The organism is Plantactinospora siamensis (genome assembly GCF_042434095.1).
In the GTDB taxonomy this organism is placed as follows: Bacteria; Actinomycetota; Actinomycetes; order Mycobacteriales; family Micromonosporaceae; genus KBS50.
The window spans coordinates 679,543-700,127 of the sequence record NZ_JBHLUE010000002.1; the positions used below are offsets into that span (position 1 = coordinate 679,543).

Genomic DNA, 20,585 nt, shown 5'->3' on the forward strand with positions numbered 1-20,585 from the left:
ACCGGGTCAGCGGCTCCGGTCCGGCGCTGGTCAGCGGGGCGTGCCCGGGTCGAGCAGCGCGCGGACCGCGGCCGTGTACTCCTCGAACGCGAGCCGGCCGCGCCGGCTGAGCGAGACCAGCGTGGTCGGGGTACGGCCCCGGTGGGTCTTCTCCACCGTCACGTACCGGGCGTCCTCCAGCTTGCGCAGGTGCACCGAGAGGTTGCCGGCGGTCATCTGGAGGAGCTCCTGCAGCCGGGGAAACGGGAGCCGATCGCCCTCGTGCAGGGTGGCGAGCGTGGCCACCACCCGCAGCCGGGCCTGCGCGTGGATGACCGGGTCCAGCTCCGGCGGCCCGCCGGCGGGCCCGGCAACCTCCGCCATCCCGGGGTCGCCCGTCGTTGCGGCGTCGCCCGTCATTCCGGGGTCGCCCGTCGTTGCGGCGTCGCCCGTCATTCCGGCGCCTCCCGGCCGGACGGGACGAAGGCCGTGGCCAGCAGCATGCCGCCGCCGCCCAGCAGGCCGAGAATCAGCGCGTGCCAGCCCGGCCCGGCGAGGACGCCGACGATGTTGATGACGGTGATCCAGATGCCCAGCCGGAAGAGGTTCCGGGCCAGCCAGATGGCGCCGCCGGCCATCTGGAGGATCCCCGCGACCCCCGTGGTGACGCCGGCCCAGAGCAGGTTGGCCTGCTCGATCGGCAGATCGTTGCTGACCCGGGAGAGGGTGACCGCGACCGTGGCGTATCCGAGCCCCCACGCGGCCCCGTACCAGCCGGCGCGCCGCGCCGAGTCCCCGGCGGTCTGCCCGTACCCGCGCCGGCTCACCACCGAGGTGAGCACGGCGGCGCCGGCCAGCAGGATGAGCAGCACCGCCAGCGGCAGCCAGGTCGGCATCGGCACGAAGACCCGCCCGTCCGGACCGAACCGGAGAAACTCCAGCCCGAACCCGACCAGCCAGGCCACGCCCCAGGGCCAGATGAACGTGCGCAGGTCGGGATTCAGTTGACGGGCGGCGAACACCTGCTGCTCGCGGATCAGTCGCAGGCTCTCGGCCGGATCGGCGGGCGGCCGCTCTTCGTTGTTCGGATCCACGCAAACCACTTTATCGTACAAAGTCGAAGCTGGGCGACCGCGGTGCGGGCGCCGCACGGCTGCCGGCGCGCCGGTCCGACCGCTGTCCGGCCGGGACGTTCGGGGGTAGCTTGACCATTCATGCGGATACGTGTGATCGCCACCCTCGCCCTCTCCGCCGTCGCCCTCTCCGCCGTCTCCGGCTTTGACTGGCGACCCCAGCCGCGCTGGGAACCCGGCGACAGCGCGGGCGCCACGGCCCGCCTGCGCGGCCTGTCCGCGGTCAACGGGTCGGTGGCCTGGGCCAGCGGCAGCGGTGGCGCGGTGCTGCGGACGACCGACGGCGGCCGCCACTGGCGTCCGGTCGGTCCCGCCGGCTCCACCCTGGAGTTCCGCGACGTGCAGGGCTTCGACGCGGACAGCGCCGTGGTGCTGGCGATCGGGCCGGGTGACAGCTCCCGGGTCTACCGCACCGACGACGGCGGGCGGTCCTGGGCCGAGACCTTCCGCAACGAGGACCAGCGGGCCTTCTACGACTGCATGGCCTTCTTCGACCGGGACAGCGGGCTGGCGCTCTCCGACCCGGTGGACGGGCGGTTCCGGCTGCTGTCCACTCAGGATGGTGGCCGGTCCTGGCGGGTGCTGCCGACCAGCGGGATGCCGCCGGCGCTCGACGGCGAGTTCGCCTTCGCGGCCAGCGGCACCTGCCTGGTCACCGCCGGCGACCGGTCCGGCAACGCGTGGATCGCCACCGGCGGCGGCCCGGCCGCCCGGGTGTTCCGCACCGGCGACCGCGGGCACACCTGGTCCGTCATCGACACGCCGGTACCGGCCGCGCCGACCGCCGGCATCTATTCGCTCGCCTTCCGCGACCCGTGGCACGGCATCGCCGTGGGTGGCGACTACGCGACCCCGACCAGCGCCCCCAGGGCCGCCGCGGTCAGCCGGGACGGCGGGCGCTCCTGGGCGCCGGCCTGGCGGGAGCCGGGCGAGTACCGGTCCGGCGCCGCCTGGGCCGGCCACCGCGGCCCGCTCGCGCTGGCCGTCGGCCCGACCGGCAGCGACCTGAGCTACGACGGCGGCCGGATCTGGCGGCGCTTCGACAGCGGCAGCTACGACGCCGTCGCCTGCGCGGGCGGCACCTGCTACGCCACCGGCGAGCAGGGCCGGGTGGCCCGGATCCGCTGGAGCTGAGCCCCCGGCCGCGGCCCGCGGTCGCGGGCCAGCCCGCCGGCGGCGCGGGGTCCCGGGTCAGCCCAGCGGCGCCGGCAGCGGGTCGGCGTGCAGCACGGTGAGCCGCGACACCGCGCGGGTGAGCACCACGTACAGCCGGTGCAGGCCGCGCGGCTCGGCCGCGACGATCTCGGCCGGCTCCACGACCACGACCTGGTCGTACTCCAGGCCCTTGACCGCGCTGGCCGGCACCACCGTGACCCGCTCGCCGGCCATGTCCTCGACGGTGGCGGTGGCGATGCCGTCGGCGTGCAGCGCCGCGCGCAGTTGCTCGACCCGGGCGTCCGCGGCGATGACGCCGACCGAGCCCTCGTGGTCCAGCGCCGCCCGCACCTGCGCCACCGTCGCGGCCGGCAGCTCGGCGGCGGTACGGATCTCCAGTCCGCCGTCCCGGCGCAGCGACCGGGCCGCCGGCACGTCCACCGCCAGCGCCGGCAGCAGCCGGTTCGCGAACGCCACCACCGCGGCCGGCACCCGGAACCCGACGGTCAGCGGTACGACCGCGGTGGCCGGCTTGCCGAGATGCCCCAGCAGCGTCGGCCAGTCCGCGGCCGCCCACGGCGCCGTACCCTGCGCCAGGTCACCGAGCAGGGTGATCGAGGCGTGCTCACTGCGCCGGGCGATGGCGCGGCACTGCATCGGGGAGAGGTCCTGCGCCTCGTCCACCACCACGTGGCCGAAGCTGGGCGACCGCTCGATCAGCCCGGCGGCCTCGTCGATCAGGATGGCGTCCGCGGCCGACCAGCGGGCGGCCTTCGCCGTACGGGCCGGCCTGGGCCAGCGCAGCAGCGCCTGCTCGTCGGCGTCGAGCAGCCCGTCGGCCGCGTTCGCCAGGGTCTGCGCGTCGGCCAGTAACTCGAAGACCAGGCCCTCCGGGGTGACCGCCGGCCAGGTCGCGTCGAGGAACTCGGTGACCGGGCGGGACCGGCCCATCCGCCGCAGCCACGCGTCGCCGGGCGACTCCGCCCGGCGCGCCTCGGCCTGCCGCTGCAGCAGGCTCACCACCCGGGCCCGGACCCGCTCGCGGCCGGTGCCGTACGGCAGTCCCTCCCGGCGTGCCTCGTCGACCACCCGGCGCAGCACCTCCTGCCCGAGCCGCCACCGGTAGGAGCCGTCGGAGACGGTGATCGGCTGCTCGGGCTTGCGGATCCGCCCGTACAGCGCCCGGCGCAGCACCTCGGCCATCCGCGCGTCGTGCTTGGCGGTAGCCGTTGCGGTGTCGTCGACGGCCCTCACCGGCACCCGGGCCACCAGGTCTTCGACGGTCGACTGGGCCACCTCCACCTCGCCGAGCGCCGGCAGGACCCCGGCGATGTATGCGAGGAACGCCCGGTTCGGCCCCACGATCAGCACGCCGGAGCGGCGTAGCCGCTCCCGGTGCAGGTAGAGCAGGAAGGCGGCCCGGTGCAGGCCCACCGCGGTCTTGCCGGTGCCCGGCGCGCCCTGCACGCAGATCGAGGCGTCCAGCTCGGCCCGGACCAGCTCGTCCTGCTCCGGCTGGATGGTGGCCACGATGTCCCGCATCGGCCCGACGCGCGGGCGCTCGATCTCTGCGGTAAGGATCCGGCTGGCGGTGCCCAGCTCCTCGCCGCGGGACAGGTGCTCGTCCTCGAACGAGGTGATCTCGCCCTGCTGGAAGCCGAACCGCCGGCGGGTGGCCACCCCCTGCGGATCCTTGACGCTGGCCCGGTAGAACGACCGGGAGATCGGCGCCCGCCAGTCCAGCACCAGGGGCTCGCCGAGATCGTCGGTCACATGCCGGCGGCCGACGTGGTAGGCCCGCCCGCGGTGGTCCGGATGATCGCCGAAGTCCAGGCGGCCGAAGAAGAGCGGCGTGTCCGGGTGGTCGGCCAGCTCGGCCACCCGCCGGGCCATGTGCCGCCCCAGCTGCTCGGCCGTGTACGCGTCGCCGGCCACCGTGTCGCCGGTGGCGTACAGCTGCTCGGCGCGCTGCCGCATCCGGCGCAGGGCCGCGCGCGAGACGGTCAGGTGGGCTCGTTCGGCCGTGAGATCGGTGTCCAGGTCTGTCGCGGGCACGGTGACTCCTGTCGTACTTCTGCAGGGCCGGCTCGCTCGCGTTTCCGGGGCGGATTGCCGGCACCCGGCGCGGGGACGTCCGCTCCGGTGCATGCTCACCGCGGCCGTCAAGCGGCCAACCAGGGTACGCGCCTTGGGCGTCCGACCTCCACCGAATTACGACCGGCGCGGCCGCGCGGCCGCGCCGGTCGCGCCGGTTGGTCAGCCGGGCTGCCCGGCCGGCTCGGCGGCGGGCAGCGGCTCGCCGGTCTCCAGCAGGGTCTTCATGCTGGCCAGCAGCTGCGGCCAGGCCGCGCTGATCATCCCGTGCAGGGTGCCGCCGGCGCGCAGCCCGGAGTGCACGACCGTCAGCTTCACCAGCGCGCCGAGCTGCTCGATGGTGAACGCGACGGTGCTCCGCCCCTCGCTGGCCAGCCGCGCGGGCAGGCCGGGGTCGAGGTCGTGGCTGGCCGCCCACTCCGGAGTGAACGTGTGCCAGGTGTAGACCAGGCGCCGGTGCGGCTCGGACTCGATCACCTGTTGTTCCGGGTCCGCCGTGCGTACGCCGTTCTCCACCCAGGTCATGGCGGAGCCCTTCCGCCAGTCGGACTCGAGGCTCACCCCCCAGTAGCGCCGGGTGAACGCGGGCTCGGTGAGTGCCTGCCAGACCCGTTCTGGCGTGGCGTCGATGTAGGTGGTGTAGACGAACGGGTTCTCCTGGTCCTCGCGCATCGGTGCCTCCAGAGCTTCCTTGAGATCCGCGAGCGCCTCGGCCCGCGGTCGGTCGTACCGGCTGATCCAGCGTTCGGCGATGGCGTTGATGGGCGCGGCGTTGAGGTAGTGCAGCTTCTCCCGGCCCCGCCACGCCGTGGTCACGAGCCCGGCGGCCGCCAGCACCGTCAGGTGCTTGCTGACGGACTGGCGGGCCATGTCGAGCTGCCCACAGAGCTCGCTGAGGGTCTGCCCGTTGCGGGCGTTGAGGCTGTCCAGCAGCCGGCGCCGCCCGGGGTCGGCCAGGGCCCGGAACACCGCGTCCATCCACCCTCCTCCGACATGCATCCATCCGGCTGCCTAAAGTTAGGCAGCCGGATGGCTGCATGTCAAGTCCCCGCTGCAACAAACCTGCACACGCCCGCTATTGAGCCCCGGAAAGCGTTTTCCTATGCTGACGTCAATCAATGTTTTGCTCTGGTTATCCGGCCGTCGGACCTGTGCCCGGCCCGTAACCAGGGGGACGAAGGTGAGGCGAGGATGAGACGACCAGAGGTACGGCGACTGCACGCGGCACTCGCGGCGATGGTGACGGGGGCGGCGCTCGTGGTGGCGCTGCCGCTGACCCAGGCGTCGGCGGCCACCGGCGGCGTGACCGGCTACGCCACGCTCAACGGCGGGACCACCGGCGGCGCCGGCGGGCAGACCGTGCGGGCCAGCACGGGTACGGCGATCCACGCGGCCCTGTGCGGCCGGGCCAGCAGCAGCACCCCGATCACCATTCAGGTCGAGGGGACCATCACCCTCGGCAACACCACGAAGGTCTCGGGCAGCAGCTGCAACACCGCGGCCGACAAGATCGAGATCAAGGAGGTCAGCAACGTCACGATCGTCGGGGTCGGCGGCGGCGCCGTCTTCGACCAGATCGGCATCCACCTGCGCAGCGCCTCGAACATCATCATCCAGAACGTGACCGTGCAGAACGTCAAGAAGTCGAACGGCCCCACCTCCAACGGTGGCGACGCCATCGGCATGGAGAGCGACGTGCACAACGTCTGGATCGACCACAACAGCCTGTTGGCCTCGGGCGGCGAGGATCAGGGGTACGACTCCCTCGTCGACATGAAGGCCAACACGAACTACGTGACGGTGTCGTACAACACCTTCCGCAACTCCGGCCGCGGCGGCCTGATCGGATCCAGCGACAGCGACCTGGGCAACGGCCCGGTGACGTTCCACCACAACCTCTACGAGAACATCGACTCCCGTACGCCGCTGCTGCGTGGAGCGACCGCGCACATCTACAACAACTACTACTTGCACCTCAACGAGTCCGGCATCAATCCACGGGCCGGCGGCAAGGCCCGAGTGGACAACAACTACTTCGCGAACTCCAAGGACGTGCTGGGGACGTTCTACACCGACCTGATGGGCTCCTGGCAGGTCAACGGCAACATCTTCGACAACGTCACCTGGTCGTCCCCGGGCACCGAGAACCACCCGGCCGGCCCCAACCCGACGTCCACCACCTCGATCAGCATCCCGTACTCCTACCAACTGGACGCGGCCAGTTGCGTGCCCTCGGTCGTAGCCGGCACGGCCGGCGCCAACAAGGGCCTGCGGGTCTCGGACGGCAACTGCACGCCGCAGACGCCGTCGCCGACCCCGACCGGTGGCCCCACGCCGACCTCGGGTCCGGGCAGCCCCACGCCGACCTCGGGTCCGGGCAGCCCCACGCCGACGCCCACGCAGGGCCAGCCCGGCGGGACCAACCTCAGCCTCGGAGCCGGCGCCGACGGCTCCAGCAAGGCCAGCGGGACCAGCTACGGCAACGTGGTGGACGGCAACATGACCACCTACTGGTCGCCGAGCGGCTCGACCGGCACCATCTCGGTCAAGTGGGGCTCGGCCACCACCGTTTCGAAGATCAACATCAGGGAGGCGTCGGGCGCGGTAGGCAACATCCGGTCCTGGCGGGTGGTCAACAACGACACCGGCGCCGTCCTGGCCTCCGGTGGCACGGCCGGCGTCATCAGCTTCGCGTCGACCTCGCTCAAGAAGATCAATTTTGAGATCACCGGTGCGAGCGGCGCGCCGCGGGTCGCCGAGTTCGAGACGTACGCCAGCTAGCGTCGGAAGCTTGGACGGAAGCCGCCTCGCGACGGTTTCCGTCCAGGCTCCCCGGGCCGGCGGGGTGGCCAGACATTCATGGACATTGATTGACAGAAATCTGTCCGATCGAGACACTGTGGGAAACGCATCAGCATCGCGGTGCGTCTCAGCGGCGGCTCGGGAGGACCTCATGCGCCTCGTCCACGGTCGGCTCCTCGTCGCCGCGGTGGCCATTCTGGCGACGGTCATCGCCGGCATCGTCACCGCCACCTCCGCCAGCGCCGCCACCGGATGTCGGGTGACGTACACGATCTCCAGCCAATGGCCCGGCGGGTTCGGCGCCAACGTCACGGTCACCAACCTCGGTGACCAGCTCACCGGCTGGCGACTGACCTGGTCGTTCAACGCCGGGCAGCAGGTCACGCAACTCTGGAACGGCTCCGTGACCCAGTCCGGCGCCGCGGTCACCGTCACCAGCACCAGCTGGAACGGCAGCCTGGCCACCGGCGCGGACGCGTCATTCGGCTTCAACGGGTCGTGGAACAACGCGACGAATCCGGCGCCGACCGACTTCGCCCTCAGCGGCACGCCCTGCACCGGCACGACCGTCCCGTCGGGCTCGCCGACCGCCTCGCCGAGCGGTCCGTCGGGTTCGCCGACCGCCTCGCCGAGCGGTCCGTCGGGTTCGCCGACCGCCTCGCCGAGCGGTCCGTCGGGTTCGCCGAGCGGGCCGGGCGGCGGCACGCCGAGCCCGAGCGCCTCCGGGTCGGCCTCCGCGACCCCGAGCGCGTCGCCCGGTGGCGCCGGACCGACGATCATCCCCGACCCGTCGTGGACCTGTGGGACCCCGGGGGGCATCGTCCCGCCCACGCTCGGCCGGCTCGTCCTGCGGATCACGGCGCAGCTCGGCGGCGTACACGATGTCGGCGTGACCCAGTACGGCCACCGTCGCATCCTCGACGTGCGGGGTGGCACGTTCACCGGGGACCGGGGCAGCGGCACAGTGCTGACCGGCGGACTGGAGCTCGAACTCACCCTCGCCAATGGCTCGGTGGAACTCGAGGAACTCGACATCCTGCGGGCCAGCGACGGGACGCCCGTCTACCTCCGAAGCTGCGGCGTGGCGGCGGCCGGCGATCCGACGGTCCGGATCGTGCCGGACTTCGAGGCGCCGAACTCCAGCGCGTACGCCTGGCTCAACACCGGGAGGTACGCCGGCACCCGGGTCGTGAACACCGCGACGAACACGCTCGAACTCGCGATCTACGACGTTTCCGGAGTCACCCCGGCCGGGCCGACCGTTCAGCTCCGCGACCCCGCGGGCGTGCCCAACCAGCAGTGGGACTGTGCCACGGGCAGCGGGACCAGGGGCGCGACGGTGTTCAGCGAGTCCGTGACGCTCGGCGGCAGCGTGTCCATCGGCGCCAGCAAGCGCGGCACCCGGAACATCATCCCGATCACCGGTGGCACGACGACCGGCCGGGTGACCGGCTCGGTTCTTCCCGGCGGCGCCGACTACCAGCTGATCGGCTCGACCACCACGCTGGACGCCCGCTACACGCTCGCCACCAACGACGGTGAGCTGATCCTGGTCCGCAACTGCGGTCCGATGGGCCGGCTCGTGCCGACCTTCGAAGCCCGCGCGGCCGGGCCGTACGCCTTCCTCAACGCCAACACCTGGTTGAGCTCCGATCCGGGGGTCGGGCAGGGCGGGGTGAGCATCACCTTCTACGAACGCCGATAGCCGTCCCGGGGCTACCGGCGGTGGCCGCCCCGCGGAAGCGTCGGGCCGGGCGGAGTCAGGGGACGGCTCCGCCCGGCCCGGCTGTTCGCCGGGCCCGCTGACGCCTGTGAAACACCACGCACCGTGGCGGCCCGCCGATCGCCCGTCCAGATTGCGGGATACGGTCGGGTGGTGACCGAGCTGCGCCGGCCCCGGGTGGGGCACATCCAGTTCCTGAACTGCCTGCCGATCTACTGGGGGCTGATGCGGTCCGGCGCGTTGATCGACGTTGACCTGCACAAGGACACGCCGGACAACCTGAACAGCGCCCTGGTGTCCGGGGATCTGGACATCGGCCCGATCTCCCTGGTCGAGTATCTGCGGCACGCCGACGAGCTGCTCCTGCTGCCCGACCTTGCCGTGGGCAGCGACGGCGAGGTGCTCTCGGTGAACATCGTGTCGACGCGGCCGCTGCCCGAGCTGGACGGCGCCAAGGTGGCCCTCGGCTCCACCTCCCGCACCGGCGTGCTGCTCGCCCAGATGCTGCTCGCCGAGCGGTACGGGGCCAGCCCGGAGTACTTCCGCTGCCCGCCGGACCTCAACCAGATGCTGCTGGAGGCCGACGCCGGCGTACTGATCGGGGACGTGGCCCTCCGTGCCCTGTACGAGGCTCCGGGCCACGGCCTGACCGTCACGGACCTGGGACAGGCCTGGCGCGACTGGACCGGGCTGCCGATGGTCTTCGCGGTCTGGGCGGTGCGCCGGGACTTCGCGGCCGCGCACCCGGGGCAGGTCAAGGGCGTGCACGAGGCATTCCTGCGCTCGCGGGACCTGTGCCTGGCCGAGCTGGACGACGTGGCCGCGGCGGCCGCCCGCTGGGAGGCGTTCGACGCCGACACCCTGGCCAACTACTTCCGTACCCTCGATTTCTCCCTGGGCGAGCGGCAGGTGGCGGGGTTGCGGGAGTTCGCCCGGCGGGCCGCCGGGCGCGGCGAGGTGCCGGCGCTGCCGGCCGGCGGTCCGGCCTTCTTCCAGGTCTGAGTCACTTGGCGGCCGCGAGCAGCTGGCGGCCCACGCTCTCGCAGATCCTGGCGCCGTACGTGTAGTCCAGGTTGATCGGGTAGCGGGCCATCACGCCGACCGTCCAGCCGTCCCCGATGGCCAGGCAGCTCACGTGGTATTCCCGGACCGCCTGACGGTCCACCCAGCCGTTCTTGATGGCGATCTTCTTCTGCTCGTCGGCCGGGAACGCCTTGCGGATGCCGAAGTCGCCGGTGCCCCGCACGTTGCGCATCTCGTTGAGCAGGTAGTTCGTCCACTTCGGGCCGGCGGCCCGGCCGTCGGCGATGCACTTGCCCAGCCGGGTGATGTCCCGGGGGGAGAGCCGGGTGTTGCTCCACAGGTTCTTGTAGCCGCTGCTGTCGGTGAGCTTGCAGATCTCGATCAGCCGGTCGATGGCCGGCGCGCCGCCGATGGTTTCCCACAGGTCCTGCGCGGCGTCGTTGTCGCTGTCCCGGATCATCGTGCTGACCTGGTCCATCCGGGCGTCGCTCGGAGTTTCGCCGCGCTCGGCCGAGCGGCGGAGGAAGTCGGCGGCGATCCAAGACTTGATCATCGAGGCCGTGGTGTTGGTCTCGCCCAGGTTCTTGGAGCCGTAGATCTTTCCGGTCCGGGTGTCCTGCATGGCCCAGGACCACCACCCGGTGGCGTCGACCTTGACATCGGCGGGCGCGATCTCCAGCGGGGGCAGCGCGCTCGGCGAGGCGGCGCCGGCGGACCGCTCGGACCGGCTCGCCGGCTGCTTCGGGGTCCCGGTGGTCACCCCGGTGCTGGCCGCGTGCCCCCACTCGGCCACCGTCTTCGACCGGAACGGGGAGCCGGGGATGATCGCCAGCCCGGCCAGGACGGCGCCGAGCAGGATGACCGCGACCAGCGCCAGGCGTAGCGCCGTACGGCTCTCGGGGCGGCGACGGCTGCCGCGGTAGTCGCTCATCAGCTCTTCGCCAGCGGCGGCGGTACGTCGAGCGCGGCGCCCGGCTGCGGGGTCACCAGCTGGCTGGTGACGTTGGCGCAGACGCTGGCCCCGTACTTGAGCCCGTCCTTGCCCGGGTAGCGCATGAGGACGGCCAGCGACCACTTGTCGGTGACCGCGAGGCAGTTGAGGTGCCACAGGCCGTCCGCGTTGATCAGCGTCCAGCCGTTCTTGATGTGCACCGGCCCCTGGCTGGTGATCGAGTTGGGTAGACCGTCGATGATGCCCCACCGGCCACCGCCGCTGGTCGGATGCTGATCCTTGGCCGCGGTGGTGCCGCGGACCTTGGTCATCTGGGTCAGCACCCAGCTTGTCCACTTGGGGCCGGCGGCCTTGCCGCTGGCCACGCAGTCGCCCATCCGGGCCGCGTCGCGGGCCGAGATCCGGGTGTAGCTCCACCACACGGTCTTGGAGCCGGGCGGGACCACCGGCTTCGTCTCGGTCAAGCCACACGTGCTGACCAGGCGGTTGATCACCGCCGCGCCGCCTCCGCCGGCCAGGAACAGCCGCTGGGCCGAGTTGTCGTTGCTGTCCCGGATCGCGAGTTCGGCGTCCTTGAGCAGGCTGGCCGACGGCTTCTTGGCGCCGAGCCGGCGCAGGTAGTCCGACACGAGCCACACCTTGATCATGGACTCGGTGGAGTTGGTGGCCGTGGTGTTGGGCGACCCCGAGATCTTGCCGGTGCTGCGGTCCAGCAGCGACCAGGACATGAAGCCGTCGACCTTCACCGCGACCGGCGCGGCCGCCAGGGTGGGCGGGGGCGGGGCGGTGGGCGCGGGCGCCTTGGGCTCCCCGCCGACCAGGCTGATCCCGAGCGGGCTGTCGCCACCGGTCAACCGGGCGTAGGCGGCCGGCACGAGCAGGACGCCGCCGAGGACGACGGTCACGATGGCAAGCACCATGATCACGCGAGGGCGCATGAGTGGTGAGACTCCGAAGGTCGGGCCCAGGGGGACTGGACGGGTTGTGCCCGTGCTCGCGACCGTCGGTCGACCGGGGGACTGGTCGGTCCGGGGGCGGTGCGCGGGCGCTGTGGTGGTGGGGACCGCGGCAATTCTAGGCGCTGTCCCGCCCGACGCCAGACTTCGCTGCCGGTGGGTCGCGGCGAACGGGGGCAAATGCCGCCGGACCAGGGCAGAAGTCTGCCGGACGCCTCACGTTATGTGACGGGGATCGCCACGCTCGATCAGCAGGATGACGGATCGGATCACCTCGTTCACGAACAGTGTTCTTCGCACCATTTGTGTGACAGGGGCCTGGCCATATGGCGCGCTAGCTGTAACACTTGTCGGGTGTACGGCAACGACTTCTCCCCGCCCGACGAGGTGTCCTCGGGTGCGCTCCTCGATCAGGTCGAGGCGGCCGAGGCCGAGCTGCGCGCCGCGGCCGCCCGGGCGCGGGCCCAGGCCGGCGACGCGGAACCGCAGGACCACTTCGAATCGGTGATCGCGGCCGACCAGAAGATCGAGCCACGCGACTGGATGCCCGAGGACTACCGCAGGTCGCTGGTCCGGCAGATCGCTCAGCACGCGCACTCCGAGATCATCGGGATGCAGCCGGAGGGGAACTGGATCACCCGGGCGCCCTCGCTGAAGCGCAAGGCCATCCTGCTGGCGAAGGTCCAGGACGAGGCCGGGCACGGCCTCTACCTGTACGCCGCGGCCGAGACCCTCGGCGTGGACCGGGAGGAGCTGGTCGAGCTCCTGCTGAACGGCCGCCAGAAGTACAGCTCGATCTTCAACTACCCGACCCTCACCTGGGCCGACGTCGGCGCCATCGGCTGGCTGGTCGACGGTGCCGCGATCGTCAACCAGGTGCCGCTGTGCCGCTGCTCGTACGGCCCGTACGCCCGGGCCATGATCCGGGTCTGCAAGGAGGAGTCGTTCCACCAGCGGCAGGGCTACGAGATCCTGCACACGCTGGCGCACGGCACCCCGGGGCAGCGGGCGATGGCCCAGGACGCCGTGGACCGGTGGTGGTATCCGTCGCTGGCCATGTTCGGGCCGCCGGACGCCGACTCCACCCACTCGGCCAAGTCCATGGCCTGGAAGATCAAGCGGTTCTCCAACGACGATCTGCGCCAGCGGTTCGTCGACATGTGTGTCCAGCAGGCCGAGGCGCTCGGCCTGCGCATTCCGGACCCGGACCTGCGGTGGAACGACGAGCGCCAGGCGTACGACTACACCCAGCCGGACTACGACGAGCTGATGCGGGTGATCAAGGGCGACGGGCCGTGCAACCGGCAGCGGATGGAACACCGCCGTCGGGCGCACGCCGACGGCGCCTGGGTACGCGAGGCCGCCGCGGCGTACGCGGCCAAGCGCGCGGAGCGGGCACAGCGAGAGGAACCGGTAGCGGCATGACCGAGCACGGACACGGGGGACGGGCCGGCTGGCCGCTCTGGGAGGTCTTCGTACGCGCCCGGCGCGGCCTGTCGCACAGCCACGTGGGCAGCCTGCACGCCCCGGACGCGGAGCTCGCCCTGCGCAACGCTCGCGACCTCTACACCCGGCGGCAGGAGGGCGTCTCGATCTGGGTGGTCCCGGCGGCCGCCATCACCGCCTCCAGCCCGGACGAGAAGGACGCCTTCTTCGACCCGGCCGCCGACAAGGTCTACCGGCATCCGACCTTCTACCAGGTCCCGGACGGGGTGGCCCACCTGTGAGCGCCCCCGACACCACGGCCTCCGTTCCGGCGGCGACCGGGCGTGGACCCCGGGCGGCCGTCGACCACCTGCTCGGGCTCGGCGACGATGCGCTGATCATGGCGCAGCGGCTGGGCGAGTGGGCCGCCGCGGCGCCCGAGATGGAGGAGGACATCGCGCTGGCCAACATCGCGTTGGACCAGCTCGGCGCGGCCCGCCTGCTGCTGTCGTACGCGGGCGAGGCGGAGGGCGCGGGCCGGGACGAGGACGCGCTGGCGTTCCTGCGCGACGATCGGCAGTTCCGCAACTGCCTGCTGGTCGAGCTGCCCAACGGCGACTTCGGGCAGACCATCGCCAAGCTGCTGTTCCTGTCGGCCTACCAGCTTCCGCTGTACACCGCGCTCGCGGCCGGACCCGACGAGCGGCTCGCCGCCATCGCGGCCAAGGCCCGCAAGGAGTCGGCGTACCACCTCGACCACGGTCGGATGTGGACGATCCGGCTGGGCGACGGCACCGCCGAATCGCACGCCCGGATGCAGGCGGCCGTCGACGCCGTGTGGCCGTACACGGCCGAGCTGTTCGCTTCCGACCCGGCCGCGCCGGTCGACCCGGCCGCGCTGCGCGGCGCCTTCGACGCCACCGTGGCCGAGGTGCTCGCCGAGGCCACCCTCACCCGGCCGGCCGACGGGTGGGCGCCGACCGGCGGGCGGGACGGCCTGCACACCGAACACCTGTCGTTCCTGCTCGCCGAGATGCAGGTGGTGCACCGCGCCCATCCGGGGGCCCGCTGGTGAACGCGACCACGTCCGGCGCCGCGGGGGCGCCGGCAGCCGCCGACGGCGGATCGGGGCCCCGGACGCCGGACCGGGCCCGCGCCGCCGCGGCCGCCGTGGTGGATCCGGAACTCCGGGTGGTCACCATCGACGAGCTGGGCATCCTGCGGGACGTCGCGATCCTGGACGAACGGGCCGTGGTCACCATCACGCCGACCTACACCGGCTGCCCGGCCATGGACGTGATCCGGGCCGACATCCGGGCCGCGCTCGCCGCGGCCGGCTGGCCCGACGCCGAGGTACGCACCGTCTACTCGCCCGCCTGGAGCACGGACTGGATCTCCCCAGCCGGCCGCACCAAGCTGGCCGCCGCGGGCATCTCGCCCCCGGCACCGGTACGCGCCGGCCCGGTGCCGCTCACCCTGCTGCGCACCCGCTGCCCGCGCTGCGGCTCGGCGGACACCGAGCAGCTCAGCCGGTTCGGATCCACCGCCTGCAAGTCGCTGTGGCGTTGCCGCGCCTGCCGCGAACCGTTCGACCACCTGAAGGCGCTGTGACAGTCACGATCACCCGACCGGTGCGCCGCCGGCCGGTCTTCCACCCGTTGCCGGTCGCCGCCGTGAACCGGCTCACCGACGATGCCGTAGCGATCAGCTTCGCCGTGCCGGACGAGCTCTGCGAGACCTTCGCGTTCCGGGCCGGCCAGCACCTCACGGTGCGGCTGGTCGACCCGGAGAGCGGCGCCGAGGCGCGCCGGTCGTACTCGATCTGCTCGACGCCGGCGGAGCTGACCGGGCACGGCCGGCTCCGGATCGGGGTCAAGGAGATCCCGGGTGGGGTCTTCTCCAGCTATGCGAGCGCGGCGCTGCGGGCCGGCGACGCCGTCGACGTGCTGCCCCCGCTCGGGCACTTCAGCACCGAGTTCGACGCCGGCCGGGCCCGGCACTACGGCGCGGTGGTGGCCGGGTCCGGCGTCACGCCGGTGCTCTCGCTGGTCGCGACCGCGCTGGCCGTCGAGCCGGCCAGCAGCTTCACCGTGGTGTACGGCAACCGGTACGCGCGCAGCGTGATGTTCGCGGAGGAACTGGCCGACCTGAAGGACCGCTACCCGGCCCGGCTGCACCTGGTGCACGTGCTGTCCCGGGAGCCGGGCGAGTCGCCGCTGCTGTCCGGGCGGGTGGACGCGGAACGGTTCGCCCGGTTGCTCGACACCGTGCTGCCGGGCGCCGACATCGACGAGTGGTTCCTGTGCGGTCCGTACGGAATGGTGACCGATGCCCAGGCGGTGCTGGCCGAGCGCGGAGTGCCGGCGCAGGCCGTGCACACCGAGCTGTTCCACGTCGACGAGCCACCGCCGCCGCCCCGCCGGGCCGAGGACACGGCCGCCGGCAGCGAGGTCACCATCGTCCTCGACGGCCGGTCGTCGAGCTTCCGGATGACCCGGGACGAGCGGGTGCTGGACGCCGCGCTCAAGGTGCGCGGCGAGCTGCCGTACGCCTGCAAGGGTGGCGTCTGTTCGACCTGCAAGGCCAAGGTCGTTGCCGGCGAGGTCACGATGGCCCGCAACTATGCCCTGGAACCGGACGAGGTGGCCGCCGGGTACGTCCTCACCTGCCAGTCCAGCCCGGTCACCGACACCCTCACCGTCGACTACGACGCCTGAGCGCGGCGGCGCGTGTGGGATCGGCCGCAGCTGAGTCGGGTGGCCGGGTCGGTGGGTGGGCGGCGACGTACGCTCGGGGGGTGACGGTGAGCCGGGAGATCGACGACATCCTGCAGCGCGGCGCGGACGGCGGGCGGATCACGCCCGAGGAGGCGCTGCTGCTCTACACCGACGCGCCGCTGCACCCGCTGGGTGAGGCGGCCGATGTGGTGCGCCGGCGGCGCTACCCGGACGGCATCGTCACGTACATCATCGACCGCAACATCAACTACACCAACGTCTGCGTGACGGCCTGCAAGTTCTGTGCCTTCTACCGGGCGCCGAAGCACCGCGAGGGCTGGACGCACCCCACCGAGGAGATCCTGCGGCGCTGCGCCGAGGCGGTGGACCTGGGCGCGACCCAGGTGATGTTGCAGGGTGGCCACCACCCCGACTATGGCGTGGAGTACTACGAGGAGCTGTTCTCCTCGGTCAAGCAGGCGTACCCGCAGCTGGTCATCCACTCCATCGGCCCGAGCGAGATCCTGCACATGGCCAAGGTGTCCGGGGTGTCCCTCGAGGAGGCCATCACCCGGATCAAGGCCGCGGGGCTGGACTCGATCGCCGGCGCCGGCGCCGAGATGCTGCCCGAGCGGCCGCGCAAGGCCATCGCGCCGCTCAAGGAGTCCGGTGAGCGCTGGTGCGAGGTGATGGCGCTCGCCCACAAGCTCGGCGTGGAGTCCACCGCCACCATGATGATGGGCACCGGCGAGACCAACGCCGAACGGATCGAGCACCTGCGGATGATCCGGGACGTGCAGGACCAGGCCGACGCCGGCGGGTACGGCGGGTTCCGCTCCTTCATCCCGTGGACCTACCAGCCGGAGAACAACCACCTCAAGGGCCGGACCCAGGCCACCAACCTGGAATACCTGCGGCTCATCGCGGTGTCCCGGCTGTTCTTCGCGACCATCCCGCACCTGCAGGCCTCCTGGCTGACCACCGGCAAGGAGGTGGGGCAGCTGGCCCTGCACATGGGGGTGGACGACCTGGGCTCGATCATGCTGGAGGAGAACGTGATCTCCTCGGCGGGCGCGCGGCACCGGTCCAACCTGCACCAGCTGATCGAGATGATCCGGTCCGCCGGGTTCGTCCCGGCGCAGCGCGACACGCTCTACCGGCACCTGCGGGTGCACTGGACCCCCGCGGACGACCCGACGGACGACCGGGTGGTGTCGCACTTCTCCTCGATCGCCCTGCCCGGCGGCGGGGTGGGCGGCCGACGGCTGCCGCTGGTCGAGGCGAACTGACGGCACGGGTCGGGACCCTGGCGTCGCCGGGCGGGCTGCCGGCCACGCTTTCCCTTCGGGTGTCGCTTCCGGCCACGTTTTCCCTTCGGGGGGTCGCTGCCGGCCACGCTGTCCCTTCGGGGTGTCGCTGCCGGAACGCGCCCGCGGCGCTGACCCGGCGACGTGCCGACGCTGGCCGAACGGTCATGATCGGCCGACGTTCGGGTCCGCGGGGCAGCGCGCGTCATGATCCTCCCGCTAGGGTGCGGCGTACCGTTCACGCCACCCACGGGGGAATCACCTCATGACCTTCCGCAACCGACCGCTGGCGCGGCTCGGGGCCGCCGCCCTGCTCGCCTCCGGCGCGTTCACCGCCCTGGGCACCCCGGCCTTTGCCGAGGGCGCGAAGACCGACCTGTCCATCGACGTGGCCGGCACCCGGGTCGCCGCCGGCGCCGAGGGCAAGGTGGGCTTCGTCAAGCTCGGCAACAAGGGTGACACCACGCCCACCGATGTGAAGATCCTGGTCGACCTGTCCAAGCTCGACCAGGACACCGCCGAGGTCGCCGTGCTCGGTCAGAGCTGCGCGGAAGACCCGGCGAAGCACGTCTGGACGTGCTCGCTGACCGCCGAGGAGATCCCGGCGCCCGGCGCAACGGTCGACCTGCCGCTGATCAGCGCCAAGAAAGACCCGGCGAAGAGCGCGCCGTACTCCGCTCCGGTCACCTTCACGGTGGTGACGCCGGAGGACGACGACAAGAGCAACAACTCGAAGACCGCCACCGTGGAGTTCGCCGACAAGGGCGGCGTTGACCTGGGCGTTCTGGTCCCGGACGTCTCCAGCCAGCTCAGCTGGGTGGACGGCGACATCAAGGAGCAGAAGCCGGTCCTCAACCCCGGCGACGAGACCACGGTCGTTGCCGCGCTGTTCAACCAGGGCGACCAGATCGCCGCGGGCGTGGGTCTGAAGCTGACCCTGCCCAAGGGCGTGACGCTCAGCCAGAACCTCGAGGACTGTGCCATCAGCGCCGACCGGCGCAGCGCCGACTGCCAGGACAGCGAGATCCAGATCAACCCGCAGGACGACCTGTACGGCGTGTTCAAGGTCAAGGTGGCGGCCGACCTCAAGGCCCCGGTGACCCTCTCCGGCGGCAACGTCACGGTCGCGGCCCTGGGCGCGGCCGATCCGACCGCCAAGCGGCTGGCCAAGTCCGCGACCACGAAGCTTCCGTCCTACCTCACCAATGACCGGCCGGCCGGCGTGCCCACGGACATCGACCCCAGCGACAACAGCGACGGCTTCTCGGTGCTGCTGGCCGCGGTCGGCAACGGCGGCGCCGGCGGTGGCGAGGGCGACGACGACGGCGGTCTGCCGGTGACCGGCCCGCAGGCCGGCCTGATCGGTGGGGTCGGCGCGGCCGTCCTGGCCGCCGGCGGCGTGCTGTTCATGATGGCCCGGCGTCGCCGGGTCGTCCTGGTGGTGCCCGGCGACGAGAAGCCCAGCGCCTGACCTCGAGGGACTCGGGGCGAATTCGGTAACGATCCGGCGCGGACGCTGGCAGGGTGATCGCGGAAGGCGCTAACGTCCGGCGCGCGTGCCAGGCACGCCGGATCGACGGTGCCGGCCGACGATCCCACCCAGTCCTCCATCGGCCCGAGGGGCCGTCCATATAGAGCCGCCGGGCGGGATGCTTGCCATCCCGCCCGGCGGTGCTTTTTCGCAGGTGCTTCCGCTTGCCGGTGGCTCCGGCCGGGCGCCGGGCGGCCGTTCGGGGGAGCGGGCATCGCCGGCCCGGCGCGAATATCGGATCCGGACTCGCCGATGCCCGGGGGTTCCGCTAACGTGCGGGCGATCTTCCCCGCTCCCCACACCCCCGAGGGATCGATGACACTCCGTACCCTGCTGCGCCCGGCCCGGCTCGGCGCCGCGGCCCTCCTCGCCGCCGGCGGCCTGGCCGCCGTCGGCGCCCCGGCGGTCGCCGCCGATCCGGCCGATCGGGCCGACCTCGCGATCATCCCGTCCAGCTTCCAGGTCGCGAAGAGCGGCAAGGAGGCGGTGGCCAAGCCGTTCAAGTTCACCGTCGTCAACTCCGGCCCGTCGGCCGCCCGGGACGTCACGGTGACCGTCGACTACAGCAAGCTCAAGTTGAAGCTCGTCGACTTCGCGGAACCGGAGGGCTGCGCGACGCCCCGGAGCAAGGTCTTCGTCTGTCCACTCGGCCAGCTGCTGCTGAACAACGGCAGCGATGACGTGCCGGCCGGCGCGCGCAGCGAGTTCGGCCTGCCGATCTGGAGCGTCGGCGGCCAGGGCGACGCCGGCAAGCTGGTCGTCAGGGTCGCCTCCGCCACGGCCGACCCGGACAACACCAACAACGTCGCCGACCCGGCCGTGACGGTCCTGGGCGCCGGGTACGACCTGCAGGCCTGGGCGCTGGACGTACATGTGCCGGTGCCGGTCGGCGGCACCGCCGGCGCCCCGGCGTCGCTGGACTGGTTGGTCTACAACGCCGGCAGTCGCGAGGCGGCCGGGCTGACCTACATCCTCAACCTGCCGGCCGGCGCGCACTTCGGCACGGTGCCCAAGGAGTGCGCCAAGCAGGCCGCGGCCCTGGACGTCTACTACTGCCAGGTCCCCGACCTGGTGCTGCGGCCCGGTGAGGTCTACGACGCCCCGGTGACCGTGACGGTCGGGGCGGGCGCCACCGGCAAGCTGCCGGCCCCGGGACAGGTGGCGGCCGAGGCGAACGGCGGCGCCGCCGCCAAGGCGGGCGCGCGCACCGCCGGCCGGCACCGGTACGGCCGCGCGGCCACCGCGGCCGAGCGGCAGCAGCTGGCGGACCTGGATGACGGGGACAACATCGCGAACTTCGACATCTACGCCGAGCTGGTCACCTCGTCGCCGACGCCGCAGCCGACGGGCACCCCCACGCTCGGCCCGTCCGCCAACCCGTCGCAGCCGGGTAGCCCGGCCCCGTCCGGCAGCCCGGCCGCGCCCGGGACCGGCGGCGGCGCGCTGCCGGTGACCGGCGTGCAGGCCGGCATGATCGTCGGGGTGGGCGTCGCGGTGCTCGCCCTGGGCGCGCTGCTGTTCCTGCTCTCCCGCCGCCGCAAGGTGGTGCTGGTCGCCCCGCACGACGAGCGCCCGGACGCCTGACCGGCCCGTCCCGGCCGGCGTAACCGGGCCCGTCCCGGCTGGCCGGGCGAGGCGCCCAAGGCGTTAAGAAGGGCCCCCTCCTATACAAAAAGCGGGTCTACTGACGTTGTCGTGGGTTCATGGTCGTCCGGGTAGGGGTGGGCAGAGGCCTCCTCGGCGGAGCATGGCCATGGTGATGAGGGCTTGTGGGTTGTGGTAGCCGTA

18 protein-coding genes are annotated in these 20,585 nt (G+C 72.3%); 12 read left to right on the forward strand and 6 right to left on the reverse strand.

The window, feature by feature from the left end; all coding sequences use genetic code 11:
- Positions 1-30: 30 nt before the first annotated feature.
- Both ACFFHU_RS04675 and ACFFHU_RS04680 read right to left on the reverse strand, forming a co-directional pair.
- Positions 31-435, reverse strand: coding sequence for a winged helix-turn-helix domain-containing protein (locus ACFFHU_RS04675; protein WP_377335976.1), 405 nt, complete (start codon positions 433-435; stop codon positions 31-33).
- Entirely contained in the window at positions 432-1,073 is a 642-nt protein-coding gene (locus tag ACFFHU_RS04680) for a transporter (protein ID WP_377335977.1), read from the reverse strand. The genes ACFFHU_RS04675 and ACFFHU_RS04680 overlap by 4 nt, the downstream gene beginning before the upstream one ends.
- A gap of 120 nt (positions 1,074-1,193) precedes the next feature.
- Between ACFFHU_RS04680 and ACFFHU_RS04685 the strand changes: the two genes are divergently transcribed.
- Positions 1,194-2,246 carry a beta propeller repeat protein gene (locus tag ACFFHU_RS04685; protein ID WP_377335979.1) on the forward strand — a complete coding sequence of 351 codons (1,053 nt, stop codon included), beginning with the start codon at positions 1,194-1,196 and terminating at the stop codon, positions 2,244-2,246.
- Between the two features lie 57 nt (positions 2,247-2,303).
- On the opposite strand, the gene ACFFHU_RS04690 is transcribed toward ACFFHU_RS04685, so the two are convergent.
- Together ACFFHU_RS04690 and ACFFHU_RS04695 are read right to left on the reverse strand one after the other, a co-directional pair.
- Positions 2,304-4,322, reverse strand: a complete 2,019-nt coding sequence (locus tag ACFFHU_RS04690) for a HelD family protein (RefSeq protein WP_377335981.1) — start codon at positions 4,320-4,322, stop codon at positions 2,304-2,306.
- Between the two features lie 201 nt (positions 4,323-4,523).
- On the reverse strand, positions 4,524-5,339 hold the full coding sequence (locus ACFFHU_RS04695) for an ArsR/SmtB family transcription factor (protein WP_377335983.1): 816 nt from the start codon (positions 5,337-5,339) through the stop codon (positions 4,524-4,526).
- Positions 5,340-5,552: 213 nt separating this feature from the next.
- Here ACFFHU_RS04695 and ACFFHU_RS04700 point away from each other — a divergent pair, with 213 nt between their 5' ends.
- From ACFFHU_RS04700 to ACFFHU_RS04710, 3 genes are all read left to right on the forward strand, one after another.
- Entirely contained in the window at positions 5,553-7,142 is a 1,590-nt protein-coding gene (locus ACFFHU_RS04700; RefSeq protein ID WP_377335985.1) for a pectate lyase family protein, read from the forward strand.
- 172 nt (positions 7,143-7,314) lie between these two features.
- Positions 7,315-8,868, forward strand: a complete 1,554-nt coding sequence (locus tag ACFFHU_RS04705) for a DUF3237 family protein (RefSeq protein WP_377335987.1) — start codon at positions 7,315-7,317, stop codon at positions 8,866-8,868.
- A 171-nt stretch (positions 8,869-9,039) separates the two neighbouring features.
- Positions 9,040-9,888: a menaquinone biosynthetic enzyme MqnA/MqnD family protein gene (locus ACFFHU_RS04710; RefSeq protein WP_377335989.1), complete on the forward strand. Its 849-nt coding sequence runs from the start codon at positions 9,040-9,042 to the stop codon at positions 9,886-9,888.
- Position 9,889: 1 nt separating this feature from the next.
- Here the strand turns inward: ACFFHU_RS04710 and ACFFHU_RS04715 are convergent, their stop codons facing one another.
- Together ACFFHU_RS04715 and ACFFHU_RS04720 are read right to left on the reverse strand one after the other, a co-directional pair.
- A complete protein-coding gene (locus ACFFHU_RS04715; protein ID WP_377335991.1) occupies positions 9,890-10,840 on the reverse strand; it encodes a serine hydrolase in 951 nt (316 codons plus the stop codon).
- Complete coding sequence (locus ACFFHU_RS04720; protein ID WP_377335993.1) at positions 10,840-11,799, reverse strand: hypothetical protein; 960 nt, start codon at positions 11,797-11,799, stop codon at positions 10,840-10,842. Before ACFFHU_RS04720 ends, ACFFHU_RS04715 begins: the two co-directional genes overlap by 1 nt.
- A 372-nt stretch (positions 11,800-12,171) precedes the next feature.
- Between ACFFHU_RS04720 and paaA the strand changes: the two genes are divergently transcribed.
- The 8 genes from paaA (at position 12,172) to ACFFHU_RS04760 (ending at position 20,381) form a co-directional block, all read left to right on the forward strand.
- Positions 12,172-13,242, forward strand: coding sequence for a 1,2-phenylacetyl-CoA epoxidase subunit PaaA (gene paaA, locus ACFFHU_RS04725; protein WP_377335995.1), 1,071 nt, complete (start codon positions 12,172-12,174; stop codon positions 13,240-13,242).
- Complete coding sequence (gene paaB, locus ACFFHU_RS04730; protein WP_377335997.1) at positions 13,239-13,544, forward strand: 1,2-phenylacetyl-CoA epoxidase subunit PaaB; 306 nt, start codon at positions 13,239-13,241, stop codon at positions 13,542-13,544. The genes paaA and paaB overlap by 4 nt, the downstream gene beginning before the upstream one ends.
- A 98-nt stretch (positions 13,545-13,642) precedes the next feature.
- The gene (gene paaC / locus ACFFHU_RS04735) at positions 13,643-14,317 is read left to right on the forward strand and encodes a 1,2-phenylacetyl-CoA epoxidase subunit PaaC (RefSeq protein WP_377336079.1); all 675 of its coding nucleotides are present in this window, start codon (positions 13,643-13,645) and stop codon (positions 14,315-14,317) included.
- On the forward strand, positions 14,314-14,853 hold the full coding sequence (gene paaD / locus ACFFHU_RS04740; protein ID WP_377335999.1) for a 1,2-phenylacetyl-CoA epoxidase subunit PaaD: 540 nt from the start codon (positions 14,314-14,316) through the stop codon (positions 14,851-14,853). The genes paaC and paaD overlap by 4 nt, the downstream gene beginning before the upstream one ends.
- A complete protein-coding gene (paaE, locus tag ACFFHU_RS04745) occupies positions 14,850-15,959 on the forward strand; it encodes a 1,2-phenylacetyl-CoA epoxidase subunit PaaE (RefSeq protein WP_377336001.1) in 1,110 nt (369 codons plus the stop codon). Before paaD ends, paaE begins: the two co-directional genes overlap by 4 nt.
- Before the next feature lie 80 nt (positions 15,960-16,039).
- Entirely contained in the window at positions 16,040-17,248 is a 1,209-nt protein-coding gene (mqnC, locus tag ACFFHU_RS04750) for a cyclic dehypoxanthinyl futalosine synthase (RefSeq protein WP_377336003.1), read from the forward strand.
- Positions 17,249-17,531: 283 nt separating this feature from the next.
- Positions 17,532-18,737 carry a cell wall anchor protein gene (locus ACFFHU_RS04755; protein WP_377336004.1) on the forward strand — a complete coding sequence of 402 codons (1,206 nt, stop codon included), beginning with the start codon at positions 17,532-17,534 and terminating at the stop codon, positions 18,735-18,737.
- A 375-nt stretch (positions 18,738-19,112) separates the two neighbouring features.
- Positions 19,113-20,381, forward strand: a complete 1,269-nt coding sequence (locus ACFFHU_RS04760) for an LPXTG cell wall anchor domain-containing protein (RefSeq protein ID WP_377336006.1) — start codon at positions 19,113-19,115, stop codon at positions 20,379-20,381.
- The last annotated feature ends 204 nt before the right edge of the window (positions 20,382-20,585 follow it).